General features: G+C 72.7%; 11 protein-coding genes. 6 read left to right on the forward strand and 5 right to left on the reverse strand.

The annotated features are described in order from the left end of the window. Window positions 1-118 precede the first annotated feature (118 nt). The 3 genes from ABZ801_RS36495 (at window position 119) to ABZ801_RS36505 (ending at window position 3,512) form a co-directional block, all read left to right on the forward strand. Complete coding sequence (locus ABZ801_RS36495; RefSeq protein ID WP_360707162.1) at window positions 119-1,390, forward strand: lipase family protein; 1,272 nt, start codon at window positions 119-121, stop codon at window positions 1,388-1,390. Between the two features lie 149 nt (window positions 1,391-1,539). Beyond that, window positions 1,540-2,193 (forward strand): helix-turn-helix domain-containing protein, encoded by a 654-nt coding sequence (locus tag ABZ801_RS36500; protein ID WP_360707165.1) that lies wholly within the window; start codon window positions 1,540-1,542, stop codon window positions 2,191-2,193. Window positions 2,194-2,240: 47 nt separating this feature from the next. Beyond that, entirely contained in the window at window positions 2,241-3,512 is a 1,272-nt protein-coding gene (locus ABZ801_RS36505; protein ID WP_360707167.1) for an alpha/beta fold hydrolase, read from the forward strand. A 12-nt stretch (window positions 3,513-3,524) separates the two neighbouring features. On the opposite strand, the gene ABZ801_RS36510 is transcribed toward ABZ801_RS36505, so the two are convergent. Next, window positions 3,525-4,346 (reverse strand): hypothetical protein, encoded by an 822-nt coding sequence (locus ABZ801_RS36510; RefSeq protein ID WP_360707170.1) that lies wholly within the window; start codon window positions 4,344-4,346, stop codon window positions 3,525-3,527. Then, window positions 4,343-5,473 (reverse strand): glycosyltransferase family 4 protein, encoded by a 1,131-nt coding sequence (locus ABZ801_RS36515; protein ID WP_360707173.1) that lies wholly within the window; start codon window positions 5,471-5,473, stop codon window positions 4,343-4,345. Before ABZ801_RS36515 ends, ABZ801_RS36510 begins: the two co-directional genes overlap by 4 nt. 139 nt (window positions 5,474-5,612) lie before the next feature. On the opposite strand from ABZ801_RS36515, the gene ABZ801_RS36520 reads away from it, so the two are divergent. Next, window positions 5,613-6,164 (forward strand): hypothetical protein, encoded by a 552-nt coding sequence (locus tag ABZ801_RS36520; protein ID WP_360707176.1) that lies wholly within the window; start codon window positions 5,613-5,615, stop codon window positions 6,162-6,164. Between the two features lie 61 nt (window positions 6,165-6,225). Here the strand turns inward: ABZ801_RS36520 and ABZ801_RS36525 are convergent, their stop codons facing one another. Further along, window positions 6,226-7,398 (reverse strand): glycosyltransferase family 4 protein, encoded by a 1,173-nt coding sequence (locus ABZ801_RS36525; protein WP_360707178.1) that lies wholly within the window; start codon window positions 7,396-7,398, stop codon window positions 6,226-6,228. 179 nt (window positions 7,399-7,577) lie between these two features. Between ABZ801_RS36525 and ABZ801_RS36530 the strand changes: the two genes are divergently transcribed. Next, on the forward strand, window positions 7,578-8,573 hold the full coding sequence (locus ABZ801_RS36530) for an MBL fold metallo-hydrolase (protein WP_360707180.1): 996 nt from the start codon (window positions 7,578-7,580) through the stop codon (window positions 8,571-8,573). Window positions 8,574-8,770: 197 nt separating this feature from the next. Next, a complete protein-coding gene (locus ABZ801_RS36535) occupies window positions 8,771-10,060 on the forward strand; it encodes a cytochrome P450 (protein WP_360707184.1) in 1,290 nt (429 codons plus the stop codon). A gap of 27 nt (window positions 10,061-10,087) precedes the next feature. On the opposite strand, the gene ABZ801_RS36540 is transcribed toward ABZ801_RS36535, so the two are convergent. Together ABZ801_RS36540 and ABZ801_RS36545 are read right to left on the reverse strand one after the other, a co-directional pair. After that, window positions 10,088-10,648 carry a dihydrofolate reductase family protein gene (locus ABZ801_RS36540; protein ID WP_360707187.1) on the reverse strand — a complete coding sequence of 187 codons (561 nt, stop codon included), beginning with the start codon at window positions 10,646-10,648 and terminating at the stop codon, window positions 10,088-10,090. Between the two features lie 20 nt (window positions 10,649-10,668). Further along, entirely contained in the window at window positions 10,669-11,256 is a 588-nt protein-coding gene (locus tag ABZ801_RS36545; RefSeq protein ID WP_360707190.1) for an NAD(P)H-dependent oxidoreductase, read from the reverse strand. Window positions 11,257-11,270 lie beyond the last annotated feature (14 nt).

Genomic DNA, 11,270 nt, shown 5'->3' on the forward strand with positions numbered 1-11,270 from the left:
CCATTCACTCGCGCCGGGGGCGGGCGGGACAGTCGTCTGCGTTCACTTTCCAACGCTGCCGGGCCCCGTCTGGTTGGGGGAGGCCCAGGTGGTTCGGCGGCCTACCCCTGGAGTGGCAATGAGAGTTCGAGCCGTTGTGGCCTCCGCCGTGACCGGGGCCGCGCTGACGCTTCCGGCGGTGGGCGTCGCACAGCAGGCGTCCGCCGCGCCGTGGCTGTGCCTCGCCTCGGAGGCCGACATCTACGCCGCCGCCCCGGCCCGGGTCAACGGCGACCCCGGCGACCTGCTGGCGTGCCGGCAGGTGACGTTGCCCGGCTTCAGTGACATCCGCATGAAGGCGTGGAAGGTGCGCTACGTCTCCACCGACGTCAAGGGCGCCAAGACGGTCGCGACCGGATTCGTGGCGGTGCCGGAGGCCGCGTGGACCAAGGGCGGGTCGCGTCCGGTCGTCACCTTCCACCCGGGCTCCTCGGGCCTCGGCCCGCAGTGCGCGTTCTCCAAGCAGATGGCCGGGGCCTACGTCGACCACTACGAGGGCCCCAACGTCGCCGAGTTCCTCAAGGCCGGGTTCGCGGTCGCCGCCACCGACGGCGCCGGTTACATCGACGGGCAGGTCCACAGGTACATGGTGGGGCACAGCGCGGGGAACGCCCTGCTCGACATCGCGCGCACGTCCCGCCAGATCCCCGGCGGCTCCCTGCGCTCGGACGGCAAGGTCGGCATCGCCGGATACTCCGAGGGCGGCCAGGCCGCGCTGTGGGCCGCGCAGCTGGCCGCCTCCTACGCGCCCGAACTGAAGGTGGCGGGCGCGGCGGCCGGAGGCGTGCCCGGCGATCTGAAGGTGACCGCCCAGCGGCTCAACGGCGGGCTGTTCGCCGGGTTCGCCGCCGACGCGCTGGTCGGGCACAACGCCGCCTACCCGGCCATGCCGTTCGACGAGCTGATGAACGACGAGGGCGCCAAGGCGGTGGAGGACGCCAAGAAGCTGTGCCTGTTCGGCACGCTCGGCCGCTTCCTGGGCGCCCGCGTGGAGAACCTCACCAAGGACAAGCTGACCGTCGACCAGATCTGGCAGCTGCGCGGCCCCGACGGCACCTGGGGCGAGCTGGCCGACCGCAGCAAGCTCGGCGTGGACATCGGCACGCCCGGGTCGGCCGCCACGTACAAGATCGGCTTCCCGGTGTTCCAGTACCGGGGCGCCCTGGAGGAGATCATCCCGACCGAGACCGAGGACGCCACCCGCGCCGCCTACTGCAAGGCGGGCATCAACACCACGTGGAACCCGTGGTACGCGGGTGAGCACCTGACCACCGACTGGCTCGCGGCGGGGGACGTCACCCGCTTCCTGGGAGACCGCTTCGAGGGCAAGCCCGTCGCAGGCAACTGCTGACCGGCTGTGCGGGGCGACCCACGTCGGGGGGTGGGTCGCCCCACGGCGTCTGCCGCGCGGCGTCGCCCGCGTAGCGGCGCCTTTGGAAACTGCGCCTGCCACTGAAAACTGCACTCGGCCCCAAGTTTGGGCGTCGCTAGAATCCCCGCATGACCGTCGACGGCGGCCGGGAGGGCCTGCGGGAGCGCAAGAAGCGCCGGACCCGCGCGCACATCTCCGCCGTGGCCACCGGGCTGTTCGTGGAGCGCGGCTTCGACCAGGTCACCATCGCCGAGATCGCCGAGGCCGCGGACGTGTCGGTCAACACCGTCTACAACTACTTCCAGGCCAAGGAGGATCTGGCGCTCCCGCCGGACGAGGCCAGCCCGCGGCGCTACGCCGACATCGTCGCGGCCCGGAGGTCCGGCGAGCCGGCGGCGCGGGCGGTCCTGCGGCGGCTGCGCGAGGAGGTGGGCCGCCGGGACCGCCGGCTGGGCCTGACCGAAGGGTTCGGGCGCTTCCACGAGATGCTGCTCGCGGCGCCCACGCTGACGGCCCGCCTGGAGAACCTCGCCCGCGAGATGGTCGACGCGCTGGCCGACCTGCTCGCCGCGGAGACCGGCGCGGCCCCGGACGACCCGCTGCCCCGGCTCGTGGCCGCCCAGATCGGCTGGGTCCACGAGCAGGTTCTGATGGACATCGGCAGACGCACCGCCGCAGGAGAACCGCCCGACGCGATAGCCGAGGCGGCACTGCGCCTGCTGGACGTCATCGAATCCCTGCTGGGCGAGCGCGTCCTCACCTACGCCCCCGGCAAGGGGTGATGCTCCCCGGTGACGGGGACGCGTCGCGGGGCGACATAGTAAGGGGCATGCAGTCCGCGTTTCGTCGTCCCGGGTTCGTATGCGCCGACCACGTGCTGGAAGTGCCGCTCGACCATGCCGACCCCGCCGGGGCCACCATCGAGATCTACGCGCGTGAGGTGGTGGCGCCGGGCAGGGAGGACGACGACCTGCCGTGGCTGCTGTTCCTGCAGGGCGGCCCGGGGCACCAGGCGACGCGGCCGGGGGCGGACCCCGGGGCGTGGTTGGCGCGCGCCCTCCAGGAGTACCGGGTGCTCCTGCTCGACCAGCGCGGCACGGGGCGCAGCACCCCCGCCAACCGTCAGACCCTCCCGCAGGACCCCGCCAAGGCTGCGGCGTACCTGCGGCACTTCCGCGCCGACTCCATCGTCCGGGACGCCGAACTGCTGCGTCAGCGGCTGATCGGAGACCGGACGTGGAGCGTGCTCGGCCAGAGCTACGGAGGCTTCTGCGCCGTCACGTACCTGTCGCTGGCACCGGAGGGCCTGCGCGAGGCCTTCATCACCGGGGGCCTGCCGAGCCTCACGGCGGGGGCGGACGAGGTCTACCGCGCCGCCTACCCGCGCGTGCTCGCCGCCAACGAGCGGTACTTCGAGCGCTACCCCGGTGACCTGGACGTCGTGCGCCGCATCGTGGACCATCTGGGCGAGCACGACGTGCGGCTGCCGGACGGGGAGCGGTTGACGGCACGGCGGTTCCAGACCCTCGGGCACGGGCTCGGCTCCTCCGTGCAGTTCGACAACCTGCACTACCTGCTGGAGGAGGCGTTCATCGGACGCGGACAGCTGTCGGACACCTTCCTGTACAAGGTGCACGCGTCCGTGTCGTACGCCCCCCGACCCATCTACGCGCTGCTGCACGAGGCCATCTACTGCCAGGGGACCGCGTCGCGGTGGTCGGCGCAGAGGGTGCTCGACGAGTTCCCGCAGTTCGCCCTCGACGGCGACGGGCCGGTGCGTTTCGTCGGAGAGATGATCTACCCGTGGTTCTTCGAGGAGGACCCGGCGCTGCGGCCCTTGCGCGAGTGCGCCGACCTGCTCGCCTCCTACGAGGAGTGGCCCGGCCTCTACGACGTGGGCCGGCTGGCCGCGAACACGGTGCCGGCCGCCGCGGCCGTCTACCACGACGACATGTACGTGGACCGCGACCACTCGCTGCAGACCGCCGACGCGATCGCGGGCCTGCGGACATGGGTCACCAACGAGTACGCCCACAACGGCCTGAGCGCCGACGCGCGCGTCCTGGACCGCCTCATCGCCATGGTGCGCGGCCAGGTGTGACGGGGGCGTCCGTCAGCGATGACGGGCCGCGCGGGTGAACTGGTCGTCCAGGCTGCGGGGAAACGGCAGCATGCGGTGCCTGTCACGCCAGGGCGCCAGCTGCCGTACGGCGTTGAACCCGGCCGCCGTGATGACGCGTTCCGCCTGGGCGAACAGCGGCCACGCGGGGTAGACGTCGAGATGTCCCACGTCGCCCGGTAGGTGTGCCGGGCGTCTGGGCGACACCAGCGTCAGGCGCGGACGCACGTTCTCCAACGCCGCCATGTCGCGGGCGTAGCGCAGCAGCTCCTGCACCTCGCCCTCCGGCCCCGCGTGCACCACCAGCCAGCCGCCCGGCGAGGCCGCAGGGCACGCCACCGGAGGTTCGGACAACTCCAGCGGCGCCGTTTCCGCGGAGTGCGCCCTCACATGCGCCAGATGCTCTGCGGCCAAGGGCTCCAGGACGTACGTCCGGTCGAAGCGGGGCGGGTCGGCGGGGAGCAGGGGGCGATACGCGTCCCAGCGCAGCAGCCGTGCCAGGTGGACGACGCGCGCCGCCCCGCTGACGGAGGCGGCCGTCAACTCCCCGCGCAGCCCGGCCGGGAAGGCGTCGACCACCAGCTCGTCCGGGGCGAGGTCGGCGAGCGTTGCGGCCGTCCAGCGCGCGAGCCCCGTGCGGTCCAGGTCGCCGGGGGCGCGGACCACCTCGTACCCGGCGATCACGCGCGGGTCGGTCGCGTACGTGGACGCGGTGAGGAGCGTGACGGGTTCGCCGGCGCGCCCAAGAGTGTGCAGGAAGGCCCGCAGGCGCGTCAGGTGGCCGAGGCCGTCACCGCGCACATACGCGACGATCATGTGGCGACTGCGTCGAACACCGCCAGGTAACCGGCGGTCTCGGCGGCCGGGGTGAAGTCGCGCAGCACCCGTTCCCGGCCCGCCGCGCCGAGCTTGGCCAGCTCCTCGTCACCGGCGCGGGCGGCCCGGTCGATGGCGGCGCGGCAGGCGTGCCGGTCGCCCGCCGGGAACACGAATCCGATCTCGTCGTCGGCCACGTCGGCCAGCCCCCCGGCGTCGGACGCCAGCAGCGGAATGCCGAGCGCCGCCGCCTCCAGCGACACGTTCGGCATGCCGTCGTAGAACGAGGGCAGCGCCACCAGATCGCACGACGCGTACACGGCGGGCAGCTCGTACCGCTCCAGGAACGGCAGGAACGAGTGGTGCACCGTATCGGCGCGCTGGGCGAGCCACGCGGACACCGACTCCTCCACCTCCCCGACCAGCAGAAGGTGGAAGGCGTCGGCGTGCCCGGACGCGGCCAAGACCTCCAGCAGGAAGCCCACGCCCTTCTTGTTCTTCAGGTGCCCGATGACGCCGACGGTGCGGCGGCCCGGGGCGACGTTGCCGGCCCGCCACCGGAGCCCGCGCTCGCGCTCGGACGGCAGGATCTGCCACGTGTTCGTGTCGACGCTGTTGGGCACCCATGTCACGGGCGTGTCCGGGACGAGCGCCGACACCATGGGCGCGTGCGAACGGGCCACCACGCACACACGGGCGGACGCGCGCAACGCCTCCAGCAGCGTGGCACGACGCCGTATCGAGAACAGCCCGGTGTCCAGGTCGTTGCCCCGCAGCAGCGTCACCAACGGCGCGCCCAGGAAGGCCGACAGGACGGGAGCGGCGAGCAACGCGTACGTGCCGCCGAACGCCACCACGTGACTGTAGACGCCCGCCGCCAGCCCCTCCGCGGTGAGCGTCGTCCACAGGCGACGCAGGGCGTGCTCAGGGTCGTCCCCCAGCGGAGCGGTCAGCAGGCGCCCCCCGTGCTCACGCTCGACCGTCCAGGGGCGGTCGCGCCGCGTCAGATGCGCGACGTCCACCTCCGCCCCGGCGCCCCGCAGCCCGCGCACGATGCGGTCGCAGGACTCGGCCATGCCGCCGCGGCTGGGGGGATAGTGCTCGGTCAGCCACAGAACGCGCGCCATCAGCTGTCCACGAACCCCGTGTCGTCGTCGGAGCCGCCGAAGTCACCGCTGCCCCGCGACCAGTCGTTGCCGGGCTCGAACGCGCCGAACTACACGGCAGAGCAGACGAGACGCGACGCGCATTGGTGGTGGCCCGGCGATGTTCTGGCGGAAACAGCGAGCCGCCATCGACACCTTCCACCCGCTGCACCAGCAGCTGATCTGGCAGCGGGGGTTGTCGGTGACGATGCGTCCCGCCGAGTGGGAGGCGCTCATCCAGAGCCTGGCCCGGCACGGTGAGTCCGTGCGCAGGCGCAAGTGGGCGCCGCCGGCCCGGGTCACGACCGTCCTGGTCCCCCTACTGCGGGTGGTGTGCGCGGACATGGCGCCCAACGGCGGTCTCGGCGTCACCCTCGACCTGCGCGGCCCGAAAGCGCCGGGCAAGCTGACCCCCCGGCAGAAGTTCCCCGGGCGCCGCCCGGTCCGTTCCATCATCGAGTGGTGGTCCCACGACCCGTGGCTGCGGCTGCGCGCCGACCTGCGCGACGGCAGCGTGCTGGAACTGTCGGTGGTCGACCGGGTCCGCTACCGCAAGGTCCACAAGGTGAACCCGCGCGGTAAGCACAAGACCAAGCTGAAGACGAAGACAGTGCACCGCGTGGACGTGTCCAGGCGCCTGCGCAAGGGCGCGACCGTCGGTTCTGCCCTGTAGTTCGTGTCTGCTGTGTAGTTCGTGTCTGCCGTGTGGGTCGTGTCTGCCGTGCTCGTCACGGTCAGGGGGCGATCGTACGGTAGACCTCCGCGACCCGAGCGCGCGAGTGGCTCCAGGTGAGATTTTCGGCTACGTGCGCCCGCGCGCGCCCGCCCATCGCCCGCGCCTGCTCGGGGTACTCCAGCAGGACGCGTATGGCGCGGGCCAGTTCGGCGGGACGGTCCGCCGCGACGAGACGCCCGTGCTCCCCGTCGGACATCAGTTCCCGGACGGCGGGCAGGTCCGACGCCACCACAGGCGTCCCCGCGGCCATCGACTCCAGCACCTTCAACGGGGCGCAGCCCTGGTCGAGGTTGCGGGCGCAGCCGGTCAGCGGCGCGACGGACACGTCCGCGTGGGCCAGCCAGGCCGCCACCTCGTGGTGCGGCAGGACGAACCGCCACCGCACCCGTTCCGCGACCCCGAGCCGCTCGGCCAGCCCGCACAGCCGCCTGGCCCTGCGCTCCGGCATCGACGAGCAGACCACCAGCCGCAGGTCCGTCAGGTCGGCGAGCCTGGCGAACGCGCGCAGCAGCACGTCGACCCCTTGCCACGGCTGCAACGCCCCCACGTACACGATGTAGCGCTCAGGCGCGCCGGCGGGCCGGGACGGCGCCTCGGGGATCACGGCCCCGTTCGGCACGAGATGGATCCTGTCGTCGGGCACGCCATGCCGCGCCACCGCTCCCGCGATCACCCGCGACGGCACGACGACCGCGTCCGACCGCCGCAGGCAGAACCGCTCCACCTCGGCGATCTTGGCGAGCGTGGCGGGCGCGGCCCACGGCCAGGTGTGGCTCATCTCGATGGACGGCAGCCCGTTCACCTCGAACACCACCCGGTGGCGGCGGCCCGGCACGGTGACGACCGGCAGCGCGCCCCACGGGTCACGGACGTGGCATATCTCCAGTGCGTCCAGATGCGGGGCGATCAGCTCGGCGACCCACGCGGAGAACGCCTCCGCCCGGTCCAGGAGGTTGGGGATCCGCGCGTCGAACCGCACGATCTCCCGGCCGTCCTCGCGCTGGTATCGGGGCAGGTCACCGCCGCCGAGCACGCCCAGCAGCCCGCCGCCGCGACGGGCGAACAGCTCATCGGCCATGTGCCCGATGTGCACCGCCGACCCCTTGCTCGACGGGAACCGGTCGAACGCGAAGTAGGCCGCCCGATGCCGGTCGCGCGTCTGCGTCGTCACCCCATCACCTCCGCGCGTGCACTGTATCCGGCCCCGTCCGATCAGTATCGATACCAGTTTCTAGATCGATTCGAGGGCGATATCGGTATTGGACACCAAATGATCGCCTCTGCTCTGCTGGGGCCGTCCACGTCCACCGCTCCCCAGAGCCCCGGTACAGCGAAAGCAGGTACCACCAGATGTCGTTCGAGCAGTCCGCCCTGTCCCGCCGTGCGGTGCTGGTGGCCGCGGCCCTCCTGCCGCTGGCGGCAGGCAAGGCCGAGGCGTCGGCCGCCACGCTCGACAGCGCGCAGGACCACTACGACCGCGCGGCCAGGCTGGCCGGTGACGATCCGGTCCTACGGCAGATCGTCAAGGCGCTCAGCCCGGGCGCCGTGCCGCCGTCCGTGCCGGCCCCCGAACCACTGCGGATCTTCGACGACGTGGCGGTGGTGAGCACCGGCTTCGTGTCGGCGACGGCGCTCGTCACGTCGCAGGGCGTCATCCTCATCGACGCGCTCGGCTCGCCGGAGGAGGCCGAGCAGATCATCGTGCCGCAGCTGCGTTCGGTGGGGGTGGACCCGTCGAAGATCCGGTACGTGGTGGCCGCCCACGGGCACTACGACCACTTCGGCGGCGCCCAGTATTTCGCCGACCGGTACGGCGCCCGGGTCATGATGCACCCGGCCGACTGGGACCTCCTCGCCGCCGACGCCCCGGCCAACGCCCCCGCCCGGGACCTGGAGATCGCCGACGGGCAGCGGCTCACCCTCGGCGACACGACCGTCTCGTTCCATCACACGCCCGGGCACACGAAGGGCACCGTATCGGCGATCTTCCCCGTGCGGTGGAAGGGACGGCGGCACACCGCGATGCTGTGGGGCGGGACCAACCCGCCCGCCGCGACTCCCGACAAGCGGGTCCTGCTGTCCTCCGTGCTCGACTTCGCCGCCCGGATGCGCCGCGCGGGCGTGGACGTCGAACTGAACAACCACGGAGCCAGCGACTACGGCTTGGCGCGCATGGAGGAACTGCGCAGCGGCTCCACCGGTTCCCGCAACCCGTTCGTCCTCGGCCAGGCCAGGGCGCAGCGCTTCATGCGGGTCATGGAGCACATGGTGCGCGGCCGTATCGCCACCGACGAAGAGGCCGGCGCCGCCGCCTCACCCCTGCGCTCGTCCCGCACCTGCTGCTGACGTCCAGTACGGACACCACCGCCCGAGCACCCGGCCTCTCGCGTTGCCGAAGGCCGGGTGCCGGCGTTTGCGGCCGACGGGTGCGAGGGGGTGAGGCAACGCTGGGATGCGCGGTGGTGACTGCCGGAAGCGGGGCCTGCCGGGGGAGCGGTGCGCGGGTTAGATTGCGCACACGGGCGAGCAGGCCAGGAGTCGACATGACCGAACGGCTGACGGATGACGGGGTCTGGGGCGACCGTCTGGGGGAGGAGTACGACCCGCTCGGCGTGCACCTGGACGATCCCCATCCCTTCTACGAGCGCGCGCGGAAGGCCGAGCCGATCTTCTTCTCGCCCGCGTTGAACGCCTGGGTGGTGACGCGGCTGTCCGAGGTGCGCAGGGTGCTGCGGGACGGCGCGACGTTCTCCTCCGCCAACACCCTGCGGCCGTTCGCGCCGCTCTCCCCGCGCGTCCTCGCCGAGCTGGCCGCGAGCCCGTACCCGCCGTGCGCCACGTTCATCGAGATGGACGGCGAGCCGCACCGCAGGCTGCGCTCGATGGTCGCCGCGCCGTTCGCGCCGGAACGGGTCGCCGAGGCCGAGCCGTACATCGCCGAGCGCGCCGCCGCGCTGGCCGGTGAGCTGGCGGCCGAGTGCGCGGCGCACGGCCGCGCCGACTTCATGGAGCGGTTCGCCGGCCGGCTTCCGGTGGACGTCATCTGCCGCCTGGTCGGCATCCCCGCGGAGGAGAGCGAGCAGGTCGGCGCGGACGGCCTGCGCGCCGCGTCGCTGACGATGGCGCACCGGTTCGCGGCGGAGGAGGAGCAGGTCGAGGCCGCCCGCGCCCAGGGGAGGCTCCGGCGGCTCATCGCCCGGCACGTGCGGGCCCGCCTGGCCGAGCCGCGCGACGACCTGATCGGCGCGGTGACCGCCGCGTGCGCGCGGGGCGAGGACGGCCTCACCCCCGACCGGGAGGCCGCGGCCGTCGACCTGATCTTCGGGGTGGTGCTGCCCGGGCACATCACCACGTCGGCGATGCTCGGCAACGGCCTGCTGCGGCTGCTGACGCACCGGGACCAGTGGCGGCTGCTGTGCGAGCGCCGCGACCTGCTGCCGAACGCGGTGGAGGAGATCGCCCGCTACGACACCCCCACCCACGTCTTCCTGCGCGTGACGACGCGGGACGCGATCGTGGCGGGCCGCTACCTGCCCGCGGGCACCGAGATCGCGGTGTGGCTGGCGGCGGCCAACCGCGACGAGGAGGCGTTCCCCGGCGGCGAGGAGTTCGACGTCTCCCGGTCCGCCCCCGCGGGGCACGTGACGTTCGGGTACGGGGCCCACTACTGCCTGGGCGCGCCGCTGGCCCGGCTCCAGACCGAGGTGGCCCTGCGGGTCCTCACCGAGCGGCTGCCCGGGCTGCGCCTGGCGCCGGGACAGCGGATCGCCTACCGGCCGACCCTGGACCACCGCGGCCCGCTGTCCCTCCAGGTGACCCTGCCGGGGCGGTGACCCCGCACGCACCGCCCCGGCGGGGAGTCACGCGCCGGCCGCGGCCGGGCGGTAGTCGAGGACGACGGTGCCGGACGAGGCCATGACCGACGTGCTGGCCAGCGTCCACTTGCTGAGCGGGGCGCCGTCGCGGAACATCTTCTGGCCCTTGCCCACCACGACCGGGTGCACCCACAGCTTCAGCTCGTCCAGCACGCCGTACTCGATGAGCGAGTCGACCAGGTCGACGCTGCCGAAGACGAGGATGTCCTTCTCGTGCCGCTCCTTGACGGCGACGAGCTCGTCCTTGACGTTCTCCCGGATGATGGTCGAGTTGTTCCACTCGGCCTTCTCCAGGGTGGTGGAGACGACGTACTTCGGCAGGGTGTTCATCCGGACCCCGTACTCGCCCGTCTGCTCCTCCATGTGCGGCCAGGCGGCGGCGAAGCCCTCGTAGGTGACGCGGCCGAGCAGCAGCGCGTCGCTGGCGAACAGCTGCCCGTGGGCGAACTTCTGGTGCTCGGGGGTGAAGTACTCCATCGTCCACTCGTGCGGGTCCTGCGCGACGCCGTCCAGCGACATGTAGCTCAGCGCGACGATCTTGCCCATGGTGGTTCCTCCGTTTGCGTTCAGTTCGGGTAGGGGTGCTCGCTGCGGGCGGCGCGCAGTGCGCGGGCCCACCACACGAGCTGGTCGAGCGTCAGGTTGACGGCGGTGTTGCATTCGGCCGCCGCCTTGGGCCAGCGCCCGTCGGCGGTGAAGTGGTCCCAGTAGCGGGGCAGGCTGAGGCCGTCGCGGATGGTGACCGCGTGCAGTTCGGCGAAGACCTGCCGCAGCTGGGCGGCGGCGTGCAGGCCGCCCGAGTCCCGGCCGTAGGTGACCAGGGCGACGGGCTTGGCGCGCCACTCCTCGTAGAACCAGTCGATGGCCTCCTTGAGCGGGGCCGGGAAGCTCACGTTGTACTCGGGGGTGACCACGGCGAAGGCGTCGGCGGCGGCCAGCCGGGACGCCAGCGCCCGCACGGGCGGCGGCGCCGGCTCGTCGTGGTCGGTGAGCTCGTGCGGCAGCCGCGCCTCGGCCAGGTCGACCATGTCGACGTCCAGGTCGCCGCGGCGGCGGGCCCGGTCGGCGAACCAGCCGGCCACGGTGGGGCCGAAACGGCCGCGGCGGGTGCTGGCGATGATGACCGCCATCCGCAGCCGGTCGGTGCCTGGCATCTCCGCCTCCTTCG

This window comes from Actinomadura sp. NPDC047616 (assembly GCF_040642915.1).
GTDB lineage: Bacteria > Actinomycetota > Actinomycetes > Streptosporangiales > Streptosporangiaceae > Spirillospora > Spirillospora miaoliensis.

Bases quoted from the DNA above. Each gene is read 5' to 3' on its own strand.
- ABZ801_RS36495 (WP_360707162.1), top strand. From the start codon at position 119: ATGAGAGTTCGAGCCGTTGTGGCCTCCGCCGTGACCGGGGCCGCGCTG.
- ABZ801_RS36500 (WP_360707165.1), top strand. From the start codon at position 1,540: ATGACCGTCGACGGCGGCCGGGAGGGCCTGCGGGAGCGCAAGAAGCGC.
- ABZ801_RS36505 (WP_360707167.1), top strand. From the start codon at position 2,241: ATGCAGTCCGCGTTTCGTCGTCCCGGGTTCGTATGCGCCGACCACGTG.
- ABZ801_RS36510 (WP_360707170.1), bottom strand. From the start codon at position 4,346: ATGATCGTCGCGTATGTGCGCGGTGACGGCCTCGGCCACCTGACGCGC.
- ABZ801_RS36515 (WP_360707173.1), bottom strand. From the start codon at position 5,473: ATGGCGCGCGTTCTGTGGCTGACCGAGCACTATCCCCCCAGCCGCGGC.
- ABZ801_RS36520 (WP_360707176.1), top strand. From the start codon at position 5,613: ATGTTCTGGCGGAAACAGCGAGCCGCCATCGACACCTTCCACCCGCTG.
- ABZ801_RS36530 (WP_360707180.1), top strand. From the start codon at position 7,578: ATGTCGTTCGAGCAGTCCGCCCTGTCCCGCCGTGCGGTGCTGGTGGCC.
- ABZ801_RS36535 (WP_360707184.1), top strand. From the start codon at position 8,771: ATGACCGAACGGCTGACGGATGACGGGGTCTGGGGCGACCGTCTGGGG.
- ABZ801_RS36540 (WP_360707187.1), bottom strand. From the start codon at position 10,648: ATGGGCAAGATCGTCGCGCTGAGCTACATGTCGCTGGACGGCGTCGCG.
- ABZ801_RS36545 (WP_360707190.1), bottom strand. From the start codon at position 11,256: ATGCCAGGCACCGACCGGCTGCGGATGGCGGTCATCATCGCCAGCACC.